A 21,419-nucleotide genomic window follows, 5' to 3' on the forward strand; every position below is an offset into this window, starting at 1 on the left:
GAGCTCGCCGCCTATCATGGCGTCGAAGATCGCCGTGGAGTCCAACCCTACCAATTCCCCGTCAGGGGACGGAAACCTGAAGTGTTAAATTTTATATATTGATTACCGACTCGCAGAGTTCGGTAATGTCCAACCCTACCAATTCCCCGTCAGGGGACGGAAACTTATAAATAGTAGGAAAGATTCTTACCTGCGGATTGTCAGGTCCAACCCTACCAATTCCCCGTCAGGGGACGGAAACAGAAGGGCGTTAAAATCCAGATATTGCAATACTAGCGGCATGGTCCAACCCTACCAATTCCCCGTCAGGGGACGGAAACTCTAGGGCATTTTCGTTTAACCCTAGTTTGGCTTGAGCCAATTCAAGTCCAACCCTACCAATTCCCCGTCAGGGGACGGAAACAGTGACTGGAGTCTATTGCCTTCAAAATTTCTAGCAGTCCAACCCTACCAATTCCCCGTCAGGGGACGGAAACATTATTTCCTGGCTCGCAACAAGCCAGTCCCCATCTCTCCCCGTCCAACCCTACCAATTCCCCGTCAGGGGACGGAAACCCGAACAAGAGTAACCGTTCGGGAACCTTCATAATACATCCTGTCCAACCCTACCAATTCCCCGTCAGGGGACGGAAACTTCTCCGCCTTGTAGGCTTCGATCTGGGAGACTAAATCCCAGTCTTCACACTCGTCCAACCCTACCAATTCCCCGTCAGGGGACGGAAACAGAAGAATGGGGAAAATACCCCCTAATGGAAATGATAAACGCTCTTCGAGGTCCAACCCTACCAATTCCCCGTCAGGGGACGGAAACCTTAAAGAATCCCATCGCGAACGCTGGTTTTCCCACCATATGTGGTCCAACCCTACCAATTCCCCGTCAGGGGACGGAAACCGGGCTAAATTTTCTAGCCAAGAAATTAACCTTTTCTCGCTCGGTCCAACCCTACCAATTCCCCGTCAGGGGACGGAAACGCGCATTTCTTTGCGGTAGCATTACTGCAGGTTTCGGGGGTGTCCAACCCTACCAATTCCCCGTCAGGGGACGGAAACGACCAGAGAGTGGCGTTTGCTTTGACTTCGTAATATTTACAGCGTCCAACCCTACCAATTCCCGGTCAGGGGAGGGAAACCGACTAATAGCCCCGACATTAGTGATGAATGACTGCAGCCGTGTGCAACCCTACAAATTCCCCATGAGGGGAGGGAAACGCCGGGTGGTGTGTGGATGTTGTGAGGGTTGAGGTCGTGTCATGGCGGGGTAATTTCGCAGTTGGGGAGGGGGGAAAAAGACGAGTCTGGGGGATAAAACTTGTTGGGGGTGTAGAAGGGTTAGGGTTGGGTTGAGGCGTGCAAAATCCGATTAATAATGCCACTGGTAGAAGTAGGCATTTCCACCGCAATGAGGACGATTTTACCGTTATAGGCTTGAACCGTGGGGGCCTCCGGTAGGGTGTCAATCGTGTAATCACCACCCTTAACATATATATCAGGTTGTAGCTGTTCAATAATCGCCGTAGCAGTGCTTTCTGGAAAAATGACCACTGCATCTACGGGTTTTAACTGGCTGAGAACTTCGGCTCGCTGTAATTCTGGTATAATAGGACGGGGAGGATATCCGGCCGAGTGGGGTTTAATCAGGCGAACAGAGCGATCGCTATTGAGACCCACTACCAGCGCGCGCCCCAAACTTTTGGCTTGGGTCAGGTAGCGAATATGCCCAACATGAATCAAGTCAAAACAGCCATTGCTAAAAACTAGAGGTCGCCATTGTTCAGGGTTATAGGCGATCGCCTCCCGTAGTTGTTCCACAGAATAAAGGCCCTCAATCATGATTATCTCTCCTTTCTTTGATATCATTGACCACTACTCAGCCGCGGCTAATTATTAAACAATTCCCACATCTTGGCAAATCTGACAGTAGTTATATACTAGCCAAAACTGTTATCTTGGCTGTAGACCAACCTAGAGTATCCTTAACCGTCCTATGACATCAACAGCAAACCGTCAATTTTCCTTTCAAGCCTCTTCTAGCATCAAATTAGTTGGGCTAATCCTGATTCTGTCAGCCTTGGTCGATTATTTGGTTCTATTATTTCCCCCCAATTTAACCGATAGGGGTTGGTTAATTCAAACCGCTAGTAGCTTAGTTGACCGAGGCGTAGTTCCCCTGGTAGGAATGGCTCTGGTTTTAATGGGGTATTGGATGGATAGCGTCCTCGGAAATACTCCTAAGTCTGGTAAAAATATCTCCGACCTAAGATTGTGGGTTGGTATCCTCGCCAGCTTATTGGGGTTGCTGTACCTGCTGATTTTTCCCATGCACCTAAATAATACCCGGTTAGCGCGCCGAGATGCTTTATCCGAGATTGGTCAGCAAGCCGCGCAAGCGGAAACTCAACTGGAAAGCCAGTTAGGAAGTCCCCAATTTCAACAGGAGATTGAACAGCGAAAAGTTGAACTCCGAGCGCAGTTGACTGGCTTAATACAAAACGAGGAACAATTAAATCAGGTGATTGCGGAAGGAAACCTTCCCCCGCAAATTCAACAAGTCCTGGAAGAATCTAGAACTAATCCAGCCGTCCTTGATGAGTTCTTGGAACAGCAAGCCGACTCCCTCCCCATTCAATTACTTACCCAAATTCGCGAACGCCAACAACAACTAGAAGATGAAACTAAAACGCGATCGCTCAAATCTAGTCTCCAAACTGGGATAAGTAGTTTGCTATTGGCGATCGGTTATATCGTCTTGGGTTGGACGGGTTTAAAAGGCTTAGGTCTCATGAATAAAGGTCGTCGGAAACCCTCTTCTAACCCCGGATAAAACCTGACGAAAATTACTGGCTCCACCCCTGTAAATTAAACCCCCAAACCGGGTGATATTGCACCACAATGGAGCCTATTTTTTGCCCTCTCAATTTTCTGGTTTTATGGTGCATCAAATATGACAAACTTTCCCCCACCTGTATTATTCACCACCTCACGATAATGTTCTCAATTTATATCCTGACTTGTAATGATGAAGTTGATATAGCCGCCTGCATTGAGTCAGCCAGTCAATGTGATGATATAATTGTGGTCGATTCCTTTAGTAGCGATCGCACCGTAGAAATTGCTCAACAGTACCCCGTCCGTGTACTCCAACATAAGTTTGAAAGCCACGGTCGCCAACGGACTTGGATGCTGCGAGAAGTAACCACTAAATATCAGTGGGTGTATATTCTCGAATCTGATGAACGCATGACCCCGGAACTATTCGCCGAGTGTCAAAAACAAACCCAAAACACTGACGGCTATATCGGTTATTATGCAGCGGAAAGGGTGATGTTTATGGGTCGCTGGATTCGCCGCAGTACCCAATACCCCCGTTATCAGATGCGTCTATTTGATAAGCAGCGGGTCTGGTTTACCGATTATGGTCACACCGAGAGAGAAGTCTGTGACGGTCCTACCAGTTTCCTCAAAGAAACCTATCCCCACTATACCAACAGTAAAGGCATGGCGCGATGGATAGAAAAGCACAACCGTTATTCTACAGATGAAGCCCACGAAACAGTCAAACAATTGCGATCGGGTACGGTAAACTGGAATCACCTATTTTTCGGCAAAACAGAGGTGGAAAGGCGACACGCCTTAAAGGATTTATCTCTGCGTCTACCATTTCGACCCCTAATCCGCTTCGTCTATATGTATTTTATCCTGGGAGGCTTCCTCGACGGTCAACCTGGACTCGCCTGGTGTACTCTACAAGCCTTTTATGAATATCTGATTCTCCTGAAAGTCTGGGAAATCGAAAATATGCCTATTGGCGACCCACAACCTCACCCACAACAATTGACCATGGACAATGAAACCACCTCAGTTTCTGGGAAAGGTTTGGGGTGAGGGAGTCTATCTTTAGCGGACTCCCGATAACCCTTCCCCACAAAGTTCAGCGTCAGCGTCAAGACTGGGCTATCATATTCAGACAAGCCCGATTGTTAATTTATTTTTAGCATCAGTATTTTCAACTATGCATCTAAGTGAACTGACCCACCCCAATCAACTCCACGGTTTGTCTATCCATGAACTGGAAGAAGTGGCTCAACAAATCCGTGAAAAGCACCTAGAAACAGTAGCAGCTACTGGCGGTCATTTAGGGCCGGGTTTGGGAGTAGTCGAGTTAACCCTAGGACTTTACCAAACCCTAGACCTAGACCGAGATAAAGTCATTTGGGATGTCGGACACCAAGCCTATCCCCACAAAATGATTACTGGACGCTATAACAATTTTAATACTCTGCGCCAGAAAGATGGGGTAGCAGGCTACCTGAAACGGTGCGAGAGTCGTTTTGACCATTTTGGAGCCGGACACGCCTCGACAAGCATATCAGCCGCCCTGGGGATGGCTTTGGCTAGGGATATGCAGGGGGACAATTATAAAGTAGTGGCAATTATTGGCGATGGCGCGATGACTGGGGGGATGGCTTTGGAAGCTATTAACCATGCGGGTCATCTACCTAACACTAACTTGATGGTGGTTCTCAATGATAACGAAATGTCGATTTCCCCCAATGTCGGCGCGATTCCTCGTTATTTGAATAAAATGCGTCTGAGCCCCCCCGTGCAATTTTTGAAAGATAATCTGCGGGAACAGTTTAAACAAATTCCCTTTGTGGGTGAGAATTTTACCCCGGAGATGGAACGCCTCAAAGAAGGGATGAAACGGTTGGCTGTACCTAAATTGGGTGCTATTATTGAGGAGCTGGGCTTCACCTATATCGGACCGGTGGATGGTCACAACTTGGAAGATTTGATTGAAACCTTCCAACAAGCTCATGAAATTAAAGGCCCGGTTATGGTTCATGTCTCGACGGTCAAAGGTAAGGGTTATGCGATCGCAGAAAAAGACCAAGTAGGCTATCACGCTCAATCACCCTTTAACCTGGCTACCGGGAAGGCTATTCCCTCCAACAAACCCAAGCCTCCCAGCTATTCCAAAGTGTTTGCAGATACCTTGATTAAGCTGGCTGAAGATAATCCTAAAATTTTGGGTATCACCGCCGCTATGGCAACAGGTACAGGGTTGGATAAACTACAAGCTAAACTCCCCGAACAGTATATCGATGTCGGTATCGCTGAACAACACGCGGTTACTCTGGCGGCGGGTTTAGCCTGTGAGGGAATGCGTCCGGTAGTGGCGATTTACTCGACCTTCCTACAACGAGCCTATGATCAGATTATCCATGATGTCTGTATCCAAAACTTGCCCGTTTTCTTCTGTTTGGACCGCGCCGGAATTGTAGGGGTAGATGGTCCCACTCACCAGGGAATGTATGATATCGCCTATCTGCGCTGTCTCCCCAATATGACCATTATGGCTCCTAAAGATGAAGCCGAATTGCAGCAAATGCTGGTGACTGGTATTAATCATACTTCTGGACCGATCGCTATGCGCTACCCCCGTGGTTCCGGTAATGGGGTTCCACTTATGGAAGAAGGCTGGGAACCTATTGCGATCGGTAAAGGTGAAATTCTCCGCCAGGGCGATGATCTCCTATTACTCGGCTATGGTACAATGGTTAACACGGCTATGCAGGTGGCTGAGATTCTCGGTGAACACGGCATTGATGCCACTGTGGTTAATGCCAGATTTGTCAAACCCCTAGACACAGAGCTGATTGTACCCTTAGCCCAAAAAATCGGTAAAGTCGTCACCCTGGAAGAAGGCTGCATAATGGGTGGATTTGGTTCCGCAGTAGCAGAAGCATTACTGGATCACGATGTCTTAGTACCTGTTAAGCGGTTCGGCATTCCTGACCAATTGGTGGATCATGCTACACCGGATCAATCCAAAGTTGATCTGGGTCTGACAAGTTCCCAAATTGCTGAAAAAATCCGGGAATTGTTCTTGACCAAAGAACCCTCAACAGTCAACATTCCCAAATAACAAATATAGCCTCTATGGTGCGTCAGCAGGGAATTATCCCCAGGCATTTATATAGCCTGATTATGACGCACCCTACCGGAGGCGATCAGTAGGGTGCGTCAAACTCCGAGAATTAAAATCAACACCGGAGCATTAATTTATGACGCACCATAGCCGATAATTGAACGGGTAGCACGGAATTATCCGCTGGGATTTATATATCTATGGTGCGTCAGCAGGGAATTATCCCCAGGCATTTATATAGCCTGATGATGACGCACCCTACCGGAGGCTACGGGAGGCGATCGCACTCTTTGGCGAAAATTATTTGATTGGGATTGAAATAGCAGGGGTATGGTGCGATCGCATAATTATGATCGATATTGAGTAGGTTTGACGCACCCTACCTTACCCTAGTTTGAACCCAGAGCCAGAATTTAATCCAAGATTTGCTTTACATCTTAGGACAATAAGGTACAATACCCCAAAAGATTCGCAACTCAATAATGAGTATACGGTCAAACCCCAGACCATGCCAAATTTCCTTGACGACATACTCATCAAGTCGGATTCTTCATGGTAAAATCAAACCATGGTGCGAGACGTTTAGGAGTCAAATAAGGCTGCAATGCCTGAAATAACCTCCTAGTGGGACTTTCACCCCTTGGTGAAATATAAGGGACTCGTACCCTGACCATCCCATAACTGTTTATATGTCCCAACGTTTGGTATAGAAATATACAAAACAAGGCAGGGAACTCAAGGTCAAAACGCCCAACTGGAAATATTAATGATTCCTTAACAATTGCGTTGAGAGTAACGGCGATAGCCACCCCCAGTTTTGGGAATCATAACCCCAGGATTGAAGCGGGGAACGGAAGGCGTGAAGTAGAACCTACTACCAAATGCGACCACTGCCAACCATCCATGATTAGGGAAACCGAATGTCCGGCTTGAACCATCGTAATGATTTAGCAGCGAAACAGGTTGATACGCTGCGTTCAAAAGAGCAAGGGGAAAAGTAGGGTAATCATGACATCACCTACACAGACTTTTAAAAGTACCCCGGTGGAGAGGACAAATCTAAAGATGGAATGCCCGTATAAACGGAACGTTTAAACCCCTTTTAGGCTCTCAAGTGGCAGGATGTACCTGCGGAGTAGTGAAAGTGTAAGCGTATACCTTTAAGGGGAAAGGATGTGACTGAAAGCCAATGCCTAACTGTAATGGTTAGGATATGCCCACTAGTCACGGTGTGGATATAGAGACTGCGACAATTAGGAGTGTTTACGACGAAAGCGAGTTTAAACACTACGATGTTGTATTTAGCTCCAAAAGTTGAAATCACAAAAGCAGGGAGTCGTTACCCTGTTCCCGATGTCAAAAGGGGTATCCACATCAGGAGCCGTGTGATGTGAAAGTATCAAGCACGGTTTTGAATTGGAGTTGGGGAAGGCGACTTCCCTTTCGACCATAACCCTTACAAAGCTTTCCGAACCAAACTAAAACTCAATGACCGTCATCGCACCTTGATGGCCAAACACGCGGGTTATGCTCGGTTCGTGTTTAATTGGGGATTACACTTATGGAGGTCAGCTTATGAAGAGGGACTCAAGCCTAATATCAACTCTATTAAAAAGGTTTTTACTCATTATGTGAAACCTCAATATCCTTGGATGTCCGAATTGTCTTCTAAAGTTTATCAATATGCCTTCATTAATCTAGGGGATGCCTTTAAGCGATTCTTCAAAGGAATAAGCAGTTATCCTAAATTTAAGAAGAAAGGCCACCATGATAGTTTTACGCTTGACAATGGCGGCCAACCATTCAAGTTGTCAGGAACTCGCCATAAGCTGCCTTTTGTGGGCTGGGTTTCTACATTTGAGGCTCTACCCGAAAGTTGGGTTAAGAAAGTCACTATAACGCGCCAAGCAGGTGACTGGTATATGAGCTTTTTCGTAGAAATCACGCCAGAAATTACACCGAAATATCGAGAGAGAATCGGGGTAGACCTAGGAATTAACAATTGGGCGACTTGCTCCGATGGGACCCAATTCTCTAGTCCCAAGGCTTATAAAGCAGCCACCCAAAAACTAGCTCAATTACAACGTCATTTAAGTCGCAAAGTCAAAGGCTCGAAAAATTGGGCCAAATGTCTCTTAAAAGTTCAAAAGCTACATCAAAGAGTAGCAAACATTCGGCGGGACACGATTCATAAAATAACTACTTTTTTGGCTAAAAACCACAGCCAAGTCGTCATTGAAGATTTGAATGTGTCAGGTATGCTGAAAAATCATGGTTTGGCGGGTTCTATCGCTGATGCTTCATTTTATGAGTTCCGTCGTCAACTAGGTTACAAGGCAGAACGTTATGGTTCAAAGTTGATTATTGCCGATAGATTTTATCCATCCAGTCAACTGTGTTCTAATTGCGGTTATCGTCAAAAAATGCCCCTAGTCCGTCGGACTTTTGAATGTCCAAACTGTGGCTTGAAGATTGATAGAGATTTGAACGCCAGTAGAAATTTAGAAAAATCGCCTGGTTCCGACGATTACACTTGTGGACGGGGTGCTGCCGACAGTCCCGGACGAAGCAAGAAATAAACATCAAGATCCGGCTATGTCCGGTTTTGTTTAAGTTTTATAGAGCAGCGAGCACAACCATTGAATTCTCAACCTGAATCATCACCACTTGAACCTAATTTAACCACAGGCTCTCAGTCCCCCGACGAGCCTATAGATTACCTCAAGCGTCAGGCTGAAGATTTGAGGCAGGAAATTGCCCAACTTCAGATAACTAAGGCAAAATTACAGCAGGAACAAACCGCCCTCACTCAATCTATGGGAAACCTGGTTTCTGAAGCCCTCAGCCAGTTGGAGGCGAGGCGACAGACTCTACAGGTGGAAGTAGAAAAACTCGAACGTCGCCGAGAACGCATTGAGCAAGAAATGCGAACTACTTTTGCAGGGGTTTCTCAGGATTTGGCTATCCGAGTCCAAGGTTTTAAAGATTATTTGGTTGGTAGTCTTCAAGACCTGGCGGCTACCGCAGAACAGCTTGAGTTAATCCCAGAAGAACCCATCACTCCCCCTGCTGCTAGTTCCACTCCCGCAGGTCAGTCGGCGGAGTCCGTGGCTGAACCTGACCCTAATACTCAATTTACGAAGTCGGCTTTTGCTGAACAAACCAAACAAATTCGTCGGATTATTGACCAATACCGCACTAATCCTGACTATTATGGCCCCCCTTGGCAGTTCCGGCGCACTTTTGAGCCTATCCACGCTAAACAGGTTTCTAATTGGTTCTTTAACCAAGGTGGACGCGGTGCGTTGCGGACTATGGGAAGCCGTCTGCAAAATATTCTGGTGGCTTCGGCGACTATATCTATTCTCAGAAGTCTCTATGACAGACGTTTGGGGACTTTGGTTTTGGCGAATAGTCCAGAACGCCTGGGAGAGTGGCGGCGGGGACTTCAAGACTGCTTAGGAATTGACCGCCGTGATTTTGGACCTGAGCGAGGGTTGGGATTATTTGAAGACCCAGAGTTATTGGCTCAAAAAGCGGACAGGTTGGTTAATGATGGTCGGCTTCCGTTTATTATTATTGATGATACAGAGGACAAAATTAGCCTCTCGTTGCTCCAGTTTCCCCTCTGGTTGGCTTTTGCTCCTGACCCACAGGCGGCGGCTCAGTCATCCTTGGATAGGTTTTGAGAGCGGTTGATATAGGTTAGTCGGATTCGGTTTGCAAATTGTCGATGGATGCAGGAAATTTGATTAAATATGGTTAATTGGTTCATTCTCAATGGGGTGGTCTTGGTGGTGGCTTATCTGCTGGGCTCAATTCCTACTGGATATGCGATCGCCCTTTGGTTCTATGGTATTGATATCCGGGCGGCGGGTTCTGGTTCAACTGGCGCAACTAATGTATTAAGAACCTGTGGTAAACTGCCAGCGATCATGGTTTTAGTAGTCGATATTTTGAAGGGTGTCGCTGCTATTTCTATGGTTTTCTGGGTGTATTCCCTCAATGAAACCCGCCAAATTGCTACTATGGCTGGGATTGACTCCCCTCAAGTTTTGGCTTACTGGATTGCCACATTATCTGGCTTAATCGCCGTATTTGGGCATACAATGTCTATATGGATAGGCTTTAAGGGCGGTAAATCTGTGGCTACCAGTTTGGGGATCTTATTTGCTCTCAATTGGCTGCTGGCTTTGGCTACATTGATTGTATTTGGGGTGGTTTTAGCTGTTTCCCGGATTGTATCTTTAAGTTCTATTACCGGGGCTATTACCATCGCTGCTTTGATGATTATCACCGGACAACCCCTCCCCTACCAAATTTTTGCGATCGCTGCCGGAACTTATGTGATTTGGCGACATCGTAGCAATATTGATCGGATTTTACAGGGTACAGAACCTCGTCTGGGTCAAAAACTCTCAGCAGACCCTACCCCCTAATTCCCTAATTCCCGGGAGCGATCGCCAGCCGCTTTCACCGCCTTAATTAAAGCTGATCGAAAACCCGTCGCCTCTAGTTCCGCAATTCCCGCAATAGTTGTACCCCCTGGACTGGTGACGCGATCCTTTAATTCGGCTGGGTGTAATTGAGATTCCCGCAAGAGTTGAGCGGTTCCCCAAACGGTATCCAGAGCCAACTTGGAGGCGATCGCTCTAGGAAGTCCAGCCGCCACTCCTCCATCAGTCAAAGCCTCAATCATAATCGCCACATATCCAGGACCAGAACCCGATAAACCCGTTACCGCATCCATCAAATATTCTGGAACTTCCACCACATCCCCAACTGCTGCTAAAATCTCCGTAGCGCGTTTAATCTGTGCAGGTTCCACGGAACTACCAGCAGCCAAAGCGCTAACTCCGGCTCCTACGGTAGCGGGAGTATTTGGCATCACCCTAATCACTGGAGAGTCTGAAAAAACCCTCTCCAACTTAAACAGGGTAACACCTGCCAAAATAGAGATGATGATAGTACCCGGCTTTAGCAGTCCTTTTAAATCGTCAGCCACCCGGTCAAAAATCTGAGGCTTCACAGCCAGCAACAGCACCTCAGTAGCTTCCGCCACTTCCCGATTATCAGATGTTACCCCAACCCCATACTTATAAGACAGAAACTCACGGCGATCGCCAGAAGGGTCACTAACCATCACCATTCCCGGGGCATAAATCTGCTTCGCCAACAGACCCGACAGCAAAGCCTCTCCCATGACCCCGCCACCAATCAATCCCAATTTAAACTCACTCATCCGTCCATTATCTCAAAATTTGGGCTAAGGATTAGGGGAGAAGCATAACTATCACCTGCCAAACATCTCCCCTTGTCCCATCGTATCTGCATCACCCGCAACTACTGCATCGCCTGGACCTTTTCTGGTTGCCAAACCGAGGAAGGGCTAGAACTCACGCGGGGACGGACACCGGGAACCTCATTAGCCACCCCACCTTGAGTTCTAACCTGAACACAACTAGGAGTAAACAGAAAGATACTTTCTCCAATGCGTTCTTGATGACCATCGAGGGCATAAGTGCCACCAGCCACGAAATCTACCGCTCTCTGAGCTTGGTCTGGGTCCATCATCGTCAAATTCAGAACTACAGACTTGCGTTCCTTCAGGGCGCGGATAGCAGCCGGCATTTCTTCAAAAGTGCGAGGTTCCATAACCATCACTTCCGAAATTCCGTTGAGCGCTCCTGGCATTCCAATTACATTATTCATTCCTGTTGAACCCATTGTTACTGATTCAGATGTCATATTACCAGCTCCGACCGCCGCCACAGCACGTTCACGGGGGCGACGAGACCCACGACGTTCTTCCTCTGACATGAGAGGAGCAGCCTGTGGTTGAGGGGCTTGATACATATTCTGGTATTGTTCCCCTTCCATTTCATCGTATTCGTAATCGTACTCAACTGACTCATTGAGTCCTACGAAATCTCTAAGTTTGCTAAACAGTGTATTCACGGCTCACTCTGCTCCATAAAACTGCCACAAAACGTCACCATTGACATTTTGATATTTACTGCCTGCATTACCCAGACTGTAACCAGTCCCCGGATAGACAGGCCTTGTACCCTAAAGCACAGGGTCAACTAAATTTAAACGAGATCCCCAATTGAGGAAACAACCCTTAAAGATCTCATCTGTTGACTAACTGCTCTAAAGATACCGCTCTAGCTGACCTGGTGGGGGCTGATTGTCATCATTTTTTTAGACATTTCCTCCCCTAACACAGAGGCAGATGATTAAAGTTTAACCCGAAAGTTCCTCATCCCCCCTATTGATAGTTCATCAGGTGGACTCCGACCCGATCGCTTTAGATATTCCTTGGGCCGAATATAATTTGTCCCGGTCTAATCATAGTAGCCCCTGCTTCTACGGCTAGTAAATAGTCCCCTGACATACCCATAGATAATTCTGCCATTTTGATATTAGACCAGTTTTGCGCCCCAATTTCAGCCGCTAACTGACGGGTTTTTTCAAAAACCGATCGCGTTTCAGTGTCGGTCAAGCCTTGGGGGGGAATTGTCATTAGACCTTGAATATTTAGGGACTCACAGGCATTAAGCTGAGGTAAATCAGCCAGCAACTCCGGGACTGTCCAACCATATTTGTTAGGGTCTGGGAGGATTTTCACCTGTAGGCAGATCCGGGGACAGCGAGACTGTTCTCTAGCCAGGCGATCGAGTCTTTGGGCTAATTTCCAACTATCAACCGAGTGCAGCCAATCAAAATTAGCGATCGCCGTCGCCGCCTTATTGCTTTGTAGATGACCAATCAAGTGCCAAGTAATATCCCTGAGATCTTGCAATTGAAGTTGTTTCGCCTCTGCTTCCTGAACACGATTTTCGCCAAAATCCCTCACTCCGGCTTCATAAGCCAAGCGTATAGCCTCCACCGAAACCGTTTTGGTCACAGCCACCAGTCGCACCTCTGGGGGAATAGCAGCCCGAATTTGGGCAATTCTTTCAGCGATCGAATCAGTCATAGTCGTTTATTCAAGCTATTGAAAGGTCTGCTGATGAATTATTTGCAGTTTTTGATAAGGCTCGATTTGGCCAGTGCGTCGCAACATTCGCAAACGAATTTCCACTAACATCTTGGCATCGGAGCGGCTTATCGGTTCAAATTTCAAGCCAGCCGGTGATTGAGTCACCAAGAAAAATAGGCGTTGGGCGTAAAGGGTAGTAAATAATTCCTGATTATCTTCAACTGGACAAACTTTAAAAAGTAAGCCAAAGTTGGGATGGTTCATGTAAGTTTCTGTTGTCATTCCGCCTCACGCATCAGCAAGCACTAACTTAGAAAAAAGGCAATTACCTGGTGTTACTCTGGTATTCGAGCCCGCCTATCAGAGATATATCCCAGAATCAAATAATCAGCCGATTTATCTTGACACTCTCGGGCGCACTTTTCAAGTCATAGCGCCTCGCGCCGGGAAGCGGGGAAAGAGTGTTGATCTTAAGATTCCCAGCCCCAAACCAAACGCATACCCCAAAATATAGTTAAGGCTAATAGGGCGACCCAATCCCACCAATTAATTTGAAGTTGATGCCACTCAACTCGATGTTGGTTAGGACTGGTAAAGCCTCGGACTTTCATGGCATTAGCAATTTGTTCTGCTCTCAATAATAAATTTTCTAGGAGTCGTTCTGCCACCAACAACCAAATTTGAGTCGCCCTTCGCCAGCCCAGTTTTTTCCAGTCGATCGCCCTAGTACGCACAGATCTATATAGGTTCTGAATTTCCTCAAGTACCAGAGGAAAGAAACGCAGGGACAGAGTGAGGGTGAGGGCTATTTCTGTTACCGGAATTTTCAGCCGTCGCAATGGTTTCATCAGGCTTTCGATCCCCACAGCAATTTCCTCAGAAGCCGTAGTCAGTAGATATAGATTAGTGCTGTAAACCAGGGTAAACAGCAAGGTACTAATCCGAACACCCAGATCCAGGGAATAGCGGGTAATAGTTAACGGACCCGCTGCCAGCAGAATATAACTATAGGCTGTTGGTTGAGGTAAACCCTCAGTCTCAGTCACCGAATCAGCGGTCGTTGTGGCATTTTCTCCCAGTCCTCCCACTCTCCCAAGACTTTGCATTTCCAAGGCTATCTCATCTCTGGGGAGGCGAGGTTGATGGCTAACACTCAACCCATCAGGTAGGATAGCACTTACTATCAACAATAAGCTACAGAAAGTTAATAGCCAGCCCATTTGTCGCTTCCACACCCGGAACGGAATTGCTGCCACTAGGGTAATCACCATCAACAGCACCACCAACCCCAACCGCCAAAGGGCATTAGAGAGGATCGGTGCAATGAGAAAGCTCATCAACCAGACTAGCTTAATCCGGGAATCAAGGCGATGAAGCCAAGTAATCGGTTGTTCTAAGTATAAACCGATAGGTAGCGATCGCAGTAGGTCCATTTTCTCAACAATTAACTATAGTTGGGGGGATCAATGCCAACTGGGCGCAACTGGTCAGCAATCAAACCTTAGTCGCCCGGTTAGCGGAATTTCTCTCTACTTCCCGCATAGCTTTACCCCGCCATAATAGTCTAATGGGAGTCCCAGCAAATCCCAATTGTTGACGGAACTGGCTTTCCATGTAGCGCCGATAATTATCCCCAAACCGTTTTGGGTCATTCACAAACAAGACAATTGTGGGCGGACTGGAGGTAACTTGAGTTCCATAGTAGATTTTACCCTGTCGTCCTTGGCGACTGGTGGGGGGAGAATGCCAACGGACTGCTTCTTCGATGACTTCATTAATTACCGATGTAGAGACTCGGCGGCGATTTTCTTCGGCGGCTTTGTCCACCAATTTAAAAATTTTCTCAACCCGCTGTCCGGTCATAGCGCTGACAAAAATCATATCTGCCCAATCGAGAAAATACAATCGCGATCGCATTACTTTTTCATACTCTAGGATCGTGTAACTATCCTTTTCCACCGCATCCCATTTATTTACCACAATCACACAGGCGCGCCCGTCATCAGAAATACGACCCGCCAATTTTTGATCTTGGTCTGTGACTCCTTCCACAGCATCAATGACAAACAACACCACATCAGCCCGTCGGATCGCCTTAAAAGCCCGGTTAATCCCAAAAAACTCCGCCCCATACTCAACGTGCTTTTTCCGGCGTATCCCCGCCGTATCTACTAGCCGATAGGTATTGCCATTATGTTCTACGATGGTATCGATCGCATCACGGGTAGTGCCGGAAATTGGACTGACGATCGCCCTTTCCTGACCCAGAAAAGTATTTAATAGGCTAGACTTACCCACATTCGGACGGCCCACAATTGCCACTCGCAATTCTTCGCTGTCCTCATTGTCTGTGGAAGCTGGTAAATTTTCAATCAAAGCATCCAGCAGTTCCCCCGTACCGCTACCATGAATGCTAGAAATCGGAAAAGGGTTTCCCAAACCCAATTCCCAGAATTGCGCCGCCTGAGTCAGTCCCTGGGTAGGAGATTCACATTTATTAACTGCTAAGAGGATCGGAACCTTTTGTTGTCGTAGCCAACTAGCGATCGCCTCATCCCCTCCCGTCGGTCCTGTTTGTCCATCCACCACCAAAATAGCCGCTGTCGCTTCCGCCAAAGCCATCAAGGCCTGTTCTCTAATTAGTGGCAAAAACTCGGTATCATCATCAAAGACTAACCCTCCCGTATCGACTACGGTAAACTCTCGATCCTGCCAATAGGCGGAACGATAGGTGCGATCGCGGGTCATCCCCGGTTGATCATGAACGATCGCATCTTGGGTTTGTGTAAGACGGTTTACCAGTGTAGACTTACCGACATTAGGGCGGCCGATAATGGCAACTATGGGTCGAGACATGGAACTTTCGCCTTATCCAGGCGTTGATAGTGCTAACCCTCTATTGTTACATACTCCGTCACCGTCGCTACCTGTGACCAGCGACCTGTGACCAGCGATCGCTCAACTCAACCTCACCCTAACTTAACAACAGCAAATGGAACGGGCAATTTCCGCATTAGGACTTGTAGTATTTGTAGTCCTCGCCTATTTATTTTCGCGCGATCGTCAGCAGATTCGCTGGCCTACCGTTTTCTGGGGCATTGCCCTGCAAATTTTATTTGCCATTGTGATTCTGAAAACCGCCATAGGATTCGCCATTTTCCAAGCCCTAGGCGCTGCTGTCACCCAGTTTCTCAACTTTTCCGATGCGGGAGCCCAATTTGTATTTGGAGACGATTTTGAGCAGCATTTCATCGCCTTTAAGGTCTTGCCGACCATTGTCTTTTTTTCCTCATTCATCACCATCTTATATCACTATGGCATCTTACAGAAAGTAGTCGAATGGGTAGCATGGTTAATGATGAAAACCCTCAAGACTTCCGGTTCAGAAACCCTCTCCTGTTCCGCCAATATTTTCGTCGGACAAACCGAGGCTCCCTTATTAATTAAACCCTATATTGCCACCATGACGCGATCGGAAATCCATGCCATGATGACCGGGGGATTTGCCACCGTCGCCGGGGGAGTGTTAGCCGCTTATATTTCCTTTGGTGTTCCCGCAGAACATTTAATTGCCGCTTCCGTAATGTCCGCCCCGGCTAGTTTAGCTATTTCTAAAATATTCTATCCTGAAACCGAGCCTTCCCCCACCGCCGGAAAGGTAAAAATCGAAGTAAAACCCACTTCTGCTAATGCCATTGATGCCGCCGCCACCGGAGCCACTGAAGGCATGAAATTAGCCCTAAATGTCGCCGCCATGCTGATTGCTTTTTTAGGATTATTAGCCCTAGTTAACGGCGTGTTAGGATGGTTAGGAGCCGGGATAGGATTACCTCAACTTTCCTTGGAATGGCTATTTTCTTTTATCTTTGCTCCCGTCGCTTGGTTAATGGGTGTACCTTGGTCAGACTGCGCCACCGTCGGCGTGTTACTGGGTAAGAAGATTATTCTTAATGAATTTATCGCTTATTTAGACCTGAAACAACTCATGGAAAATGCCAATGTTGTAGGTACTACTGAACCCACCATTACTCCCCGGGGGATTTTAATTGCTACATACGCCCTTTGTGGATTTGCTAATATTGGCTCGATCGCCGTTCAAATTGGCGGCATTTCCGCGATCGCACCAGAAAGACAAGCAGACCTAGCCCAATTAGGAGTCCGAGCCATGATTGCTGGTTCTCTCGCTTGTTTTATGACCGCTTGTGTGGCGGGTATGTTACTTTAACGCAATAGCAAAATCACCGTTTGTAGTGAGCCAACTATTACCCCCAAAATACCCCCCAGATTAACTATTCCTTGTAATTCACTTTTCACAATTCCATTAACTGCTACTTCTAACTGTTGTGGAGAAGTAGCCATTACCCGTTCTATAATCACTCCATCAAGATTCAAAATCGGAATCGCCTTAGCCACCAATTTCTCTAAGTCTTCTTCTAGGTAGCGTTCCAAAACCAGCGCCAACTCTTGACTAACTAATCCTAGGGAATTATTAACCACTGGGGAAGTTTGCAGCCGCTTTAAAATTAAGGCGGAAACCCTTTCCCAATCAATAGATTTAGTCAACTCCTGAATTAAATCTATACCCTGTTCTTGGACATATTCTCGCACAGTATCCCGGAAAGTTTTGCGTAATTGTCGCACCGTAGACAGCGGCAAATTTTGCATCGAAAGATTCTGCAACCACTCCTTTAGTCGCTCCCTAACACCCAGAGAAGTTAACAGTTTTTCCAGTCGGTGATTAGTTTCTTCTTTTTCATCCAGACAAAAAGTTCTTAACCGGGTTAAAGTCGTGCGGAGACCGAAAATATTAGCCACTACCCAATAGGTTCCCGTGCTTTGTTCCCGGAAGCCTTCGTCAATAATCGAAATATTGCGATCGGTCAGAAAATCAATTAAAGTCAGTCGGATAATTTCTGGGGGAATTACTCGGTCTAATAGCCATTCCGAAAGTTGTTGAGCCTGTTGGTCACTTAGTTGAAACTCCAACATCACTTGATCAAAAATCTGATTTAGCTGCGGCTCTAAAAAATCTTCCCGTCGCGCCATAACCCGCAATATCCTAGGTAAAGATTCCCCTAAAAAGTCCCTCAGAATACCTGCCAAAATTTTCGCGGTTTTCTGTTCTGTATCAGCTTTTACCTGAGCCAGCGCCAGTTGTAATAACCATAAAATCGTCGCTTCAATGCGTTCGGTTTTTAATAGGCGGCGCGCAATTTTCTGGAGTTCCTCTGGTGTCAGCAGGGACTGCATAATAGTATCAGAAACCCTTTTCGCCAGCCTTTCTTGGTTGCGGGGAATTAAACCGGGAGTAAAGGGAAGTTTAATTTTTCCGACCTTTTTGGCTGTATAGGGACGGAATAGCATTTTGATGGCTAGGTCATTGGTAAAGTAGCCGATAATTCCCCCCAAAATTGGGGGAACGATAAAAATCGATACTTGAGATAAATTGACCATTATGCCACAACATTTCTGCAAATCCTAGGTAACTAGGACAACTGACGAATTGCCTTGTATATTCGCCTTTCTGAATTAGGGTGGTTGTTGGGATCTGGATGTTTCAGCTCATCAACCCCCTGATTCTATAACTAATACTCCCATCATACCTCCTGCGATCGCATAGTGAGTAGCCCGACTAAAATTCGCTGCCTCTGCTAGGGCGACCTGTTGGGGACCCGTGGGGAATTTTTCTAGGCTAGGGTTAAGGTAGGCGTACTCAGCCTCTAGTCCGAAAGTATTAGCTACCGGAACAACAATGCGATCGAGATACCATTGTTGAAAGGTTTTAAAGGCATTTTCGGGGCGGTGAAAATCTAAAATCGCCGCCGTCCCACCGGGTTTCAGGACGCGATGGAGTTCTTTTAGGCTGCGGGGAATGTCTACCACATTACGCAAACCATAACCCATGGTAGCACAGTCAAAGTGATGATCCGGGAAGGGAAGATCCAGTACATCTGCTTCTACCCAGGTAATGGGAGCCGAGGATAGGGTAAAGGGTGGTTGGCGATCGCCAGCAATGGCCAGCAGTTGACGGGAAAAATCCACCCCAACAACTTTTCCTGAGCTACCGACTTTGATAGCCAAAAGTCTGGTTAAGTCACCAGTCCCGCAACATAGATCTAACCCTATATGACCGGGACGAGCGCCACTCCAGTTAACCGCCATTTGTTTCCAAATGCGATGACTCCCAAAACTCAGCCAGTCGTTCATCTGGTCATAGACCGGAGCAATACGGTTAAACAGGTCTTGGATATGTTCTTCGGTTCTATCTAGCTTCATATTTTAAGTTGATTGGTGTAAGCGAGATAAAACTAGAGCCATTTCCTGAGCCACCAACTTAACCGTATACAGGTCATCTGGGGAAAGTTGACAGGGTTTTTGCCATTGCAGGGAGAACACTGCGACCACTTGATTGCGATCGATAATGGGGGTACACAGGTGAGCTTGGATATTGGCGCTTTTATAGCGATCGCTTTCCGCTAGATCTGAGTTATTGGGGATATTTATTTCTCCCTGGGCGATTTTAGTAGCGATCGCTTCACTGACAATCGGATCATCAGCCAGCCAACCCTTCGCATCCTCCACGATACCATAGACCCCGACTGTGGGAGCCAAACTATCTGAGGAAACCACTTGCAGAATCACCCCATCAGCTTCTATCTGTTCTCCAATAGCCTTAGCGATCGCCTGTAGAGTTTCCTCTATCTCCGTCGCCTTGAGTGCCATTCCCATAATATCACTCAAGAGTTGGATTTGGCTGTTGGCTCGGCATAGTTGCTCTGTCCGCAGTTTCAGCAGTTCATAGGTTTCCGCCGCTCGTTGAACCACCGTTTTTAACTCATTCGGGTCCCAAGGTTTAGTAATGTATTTATAAACTTGGCCGGAATTAATCGCGTCCACCAAGTCTTCAATATCCGTAAAACCCGTGAGAATAATCCGCACCGTGTTAGGGAACTGGGGTACAGTTTTACTGAGAAATTCAGTCCCTTTCATTTCTGGCATCCGTTGATCAGATATGATCACTGCTACCTCCCCTTCCTGAGAGAGAATTTCTAGGGCGCGGAGCCCGCTTTCCGCTTTAAAAACGCTAAAGTCTCTCCGAAAGGTACGATATAGCAGATCCAAATTATCTGGTTCATCGTCTACCACCAGCATCTTTGGTTTTTTAGGTCGTCTAATACTCATTAACTGGCGCTTAATGCTTTCTAGGTCTGGAGTTTCCGTTTCCATACTATTGTTACACTACGAGTGATTCCGTGCATTAGGGGATTTAGACTATTATCGCTTTAGCTGCTTTAACGGTTGCCCCTTGGTGTCAACCACAAAAACGTAATTTTGGTAATCTGGCATTTAAGCCATCTCCCAGATGGGGTAATGTTAGCCTCGGTCATGTCCTTAAAGATAGACGACAGAGCAACCGGCTGGCGTTCACCTGTTAGGTGTCATCACCCCCTTAACGTAGGTCTAATCCTGTACCTGCATTGATCATCTCCTTTGAGGAGTAATTTCCAGCAGGAGCCGGAAATTACCCGATTTTATGCAAGAGTAAGCTAGTTATTATCAACCCCAGGAAAATCAGAGCCACCCACAAAAATTGATTATCCTTCGTATTCACCTGAGTTAGGTCAATGTCTGGGTCTGGTGATTTAGATTTGACTGGGGCTGCTTTGGCAGAAGTTTCTCGGCTTGATGATGCTACAGGAAATTTATCTGCGTTTTCTCCTAAGTTACTCAGATCGGGAATTTCGATTAACCCTTCCGAACCCTTATAGAGTTTGGGTGCTTCCAAAATTTCTAGCAACCGCCGCGACTGTTTCCTGGTTTGTAGGCTTGGATGAAATTTGAGGGTTTGGCAAAGAGCGATCGCCTTTTGTCTTTCCCCTAGGGCTTCATAGGCTGTTACCAGCCAAATCTGGACCTCGCCACCCAAGCCAGAGTTAGCCTCCACTGCATCTCTCGCTGTTTCCAAATGTACCACCGATTGGCGGTATCGACCCTGTTCAAAGGCTATTTGTCCAGATCTGTACTCGTGTAAAATCCGATCTAATTCTGGTGAACTCACAACAAAAATGAACTTTCATAGTGCAACACATCAAGGGTGGTATCCCCTAGCAGTCGGATTTTCAATATGTTATCGACCCGACTACCAGAGCATACCCCTAGAACTCATCATAATTCTCAGGAACACCAGATGCCTGATTATCCTGACGAGATCCTAGTAGATCAAGTTGATCAACCACAATCACCGGACTCGAACGTGGTACACCCGTATTGCGGTCAGTCCATGTATCAATCTTTAATGCTCCCTTCACCCCGATCTGACTTCCCTTGCGGACGTAATTGGAGGCAATTTCAGCCGTTTTTCCCCATATCTCTAAAGTAAACCAATCCGGCTCATCGCTGTTGCGACTTCTGCGCCTGACAGCTAAGGTCAATCGACATTTTACTGATCCTGACTATTACAGTCGATAAGAAAGTCACCTTTCCTACCTCTGCTCCAGAACCGTG

Annotated in this window: 19 protein-coding genes and 1 CRISPR repeat array (1 of these 20 running past the window's edge); of the genes, 7 read left to right on the forward strand and 12 right to left on the reverse strand. The window is 46.8% G+C overall.

The annotated features are described in order from the left end of the window. A CRISPR array of direct repeats spans positions 1-1,209; the repeat unit is 37 nt; unit sequence GTCCAACCCTACCAATTCCCCGTCAGGGGACGGAAAC (it extends 609 nt beyond the left edge of the window). 120 nt (positions 1,210-1,329) lie between these two features. Next, positions 1,330-1,830, reverse strand: coding sequence for an adenylyltransferase/cytidyltransferase family protein (locus NLZ44_RS02975; RefSeq protein ID WP_006623364.1), 501 nt, complete (start codon positions 1,828-1,830; stop codon positions 1,330-1,332). A 154-nt stretch (positions 1,831-1,984) separates the two neighbouring features. On the opposite strand from NLZ44_RS02975, the gene hpsJ-B reads away from it, so the two are divergent. From hpsJ-B to plsY, 6 genes are all read left to right on the forward strand, one after another. Next, complete coding sequence (gene hpsJ-B, locus NLZ44_RS02980) at positions 1,985-2,821, forward strand: hormogonium polysaccharide biosynthesis protein HpsJ (protein WP_493751808.1); 837 nt, start codon at positions 1,985-1,987, stop codon at positions 2,819-2,821. A gap of 164 nt (positions 2,822-2,985) precedes the next feature. After that, positions 2,986-3,882, forward strand: coding sequence for a glycosyltransferase family 2 protein (locus tag NLZ44_RS02985; RefSeq protein ID WP_493751809.1), 897 nt, complete (start codon positions 2,986-2,988; stop codon positions 3,880-3,882). Positions 3,883-4,009: 127 nt separating this feature from the next. Next, complete coding sequence (gene dxs, locus NLZ44_RS02990) at positions 4,010-5,926, forward strand: 1-deoxy-D-xylulose-5-phosphate synthase (protein WP_493751810.1); 1,917 nt, start codon at positions 4,010-4,012, stop codon at positions 5,924-5,926. A gap of 1,511 nt (positions 5,927-7,437) precedes the next feature. After that, complete coding sequence (locus NLZ44_RS02995; RefSeq protein ID WP_493751811.1) at positions 7,438-8,508, forward strand: RNA-guided endonuclease InsQ/TnpB family protein; 1,071 nt, start codon at positions 7,438-7,440, stop codon at positions 8,506-8,508. Between the two features lie 60 nt (positions 8,509-8,568). Continuing rightward, positions 8,569-9,618, forward strand: a complete 1,050-nt coding sequence (locus NLZ44_RS03000) for a DUF3086 domain-containing protein (protein ID WP_493751812.1) — start codon at positions 8,569-8,571, stop codon at positions 9,616-9,618. A gap of 69 nt (positions 9,619-9,687) precedes the next feature. After that, a complete protein-coding gene (gene plsY, locus NLZ44_RS03005) occupies positions 9,688-10,368 on the forward strand; it encodes a glycerol-3-phosphate 1-O-acyltransferase PlsY (RefSeq protein ID WP_493751813.1) in 681 nt (226 codons plus the stop codon). Here the strand turns inward: plsY and proC are convergent. The 6 genes from proC to der form a co-directional block, all read right to left on the reverse strand. Beyond that, positions 10,365-11,171 carry a pyrroline-5-carboxylate reductase gene (gene proC, locus NLZ44_RS03010; protein ID WP_493751814.1) on the reverse strand — a complete coding sequence of 269 codons (807 nt, stop codon included), beginning with the start codon at positions 11,169-11,171 and terminating at the stop codon, positions 10,365-10,367. The genes plsY and proC overlap by 4 nt on opposite strands. Positions 11,172-11,272: 101 nt before the next feature. Further along, positions 11,273-11,887, reverse strand: coding sequence for a cell division protein SepF (locus tag NLZ44_RS03015; protein WP_493751815.1), 615 nt, complete (start codon positions 11,885-11,887; stop codon positions 11,273-11,275). 352 nt (positions 11,888-12,239) lie between these two features. After that, a complete protein-coding gene (locus tag NLZ44_RS03020) occupies positions 12,240-12,911 on the reverse strand; it encodes a YggS family pyridoxal phosphate-dependent enzyme (protein WP_493751816.1) in 672 nt (223 codons plus the stop codon). A gap of 15 nt (positions 12,912-12,926) precedes the next feature. After that, positions 12,927-13,196 (reverse strand): transcriptional coactivator PipX, encoded by a 270-nt coding sequence (gene pipX / locus NLZ44_RS03025; protein WP_493751817.1) that lies wholly within the window; start codon positions 13,194-13,196, stop codon positions 12,927-12,929. Between the two features lie 188 nt (positions 13,197-13,384). Further along, positions 13,385-14,347, reverse strand: coding sequence for an energy-coupling factor transporter transmembrane component T family protein (locus NLZ44_RS03030; RefSeq protein ID WP_008054738.1), 963 nt, complete (start codon positions 14,345-14,347; stop codon positions 13,385-13,387). Between the two features lie 61 nt (positions 14,348-14,408). After that, positions 14,409-15,770: a ribosome biogenesis GTPase Der gene (der, locus tag NLZ44_RS03035; RefSeq protein WP_008054740.1), complete on the reverse strand. Its 1,362-nt coding sequence runs from the start codon at positions 15,768-15,770 to the stop codon at positions 14,409-14,411. A 136-nt stretch (positions 15,771-15,906) separates the two neighbouring features. Between der and NLZ44_RS03040 the strand changes: the two genes are divergently transcribed. Then, positions 15,907-17,139 carry a NupC/NupG family nucleoside CNT transporter gene (locus NLZ44_RS03040; protein WP_493751818.1) on the forward strand — a complete coding sequence of 411 codons (1,233 nt, stop codon included), beginning with the start codon at positions 15,907-15,909 and terminating at the stop codon, positions 17,137-17,139. Here NLZ44_RS03040 and NLZ44_RS03045 read toward each other — a convergent pair. The 5 genes from NLZ44_RS03045 to ssb form a co-directional block, all read right to left on the reverse strand. Beyond that, entirely contained in the window at positions 17,136-18,368 is a 1,233-nt protein-coding gene (locus NLZ44_RS03045; protein WP_493751819.1) for a DUF445 domain-containing protein, read from the reverse strand. The two genes, NLZ44_RS03040 and NLZ44_RS03045, sit on opposite strands and share 4 nt — an antisense overlap. A gap of 111 nt (positions 18,369-18,479) precedes the next feature. Beyond that, positions 18,480-19,190 (reverse strand): bifunctional demethylmenaquinone methyltransferase/2-methoxy-6-polyprenyl-1,4-benzoquinol methylase UbiE, encoded by a 711-nt coding sequence (ubiE, locus tag NLZ44_RS03050; protein WP_493751820.1) that lies wholly within the window; start codon positions 19,188-19,190, stop codon positions 18,480-18,482. 3 nt (positions 19,191-19,193) lie between these two features. Further along, on the reverse strand, positions 19,194-20,141 hold the full coding sequence (locus NLZ44_RS03055) for a response regulator (protein ID WP_493751821.1): 948 nt from the start codon (positions 20,139-20,141) through the stop codon (positions 19,194-19,196). A 295-nt stretch (positions 20,142-20,436) separates the two neighbouring features. Beyond that, entirely contained in the window at positions 20,437-20,973 is a 537-nt protein-coding gene (locus NLZ44_RS03060) for a hypothetical protein (protein ID WP_315766065.1), read from the reverse strand. Between the two features lie 97 nt (positions 20,974-21,070). After that, complete coding sequence (gene ssb / locus NLZ44_RS03065; protein ID WP_108614684.1) at positions 21,071-21,346, reverse strand: single-stranded DNA-binding protein; 276 nt, start codon at positions 21,344-21,346, stop codon at positions 21,071-21,073. Positions 21,347-21,419: the final 73 nt, after the last annotated feature.

The sequence above is a fragment of the Arthrospira sp. PCC 9901 genome (genome assembly GCF_059013425.1).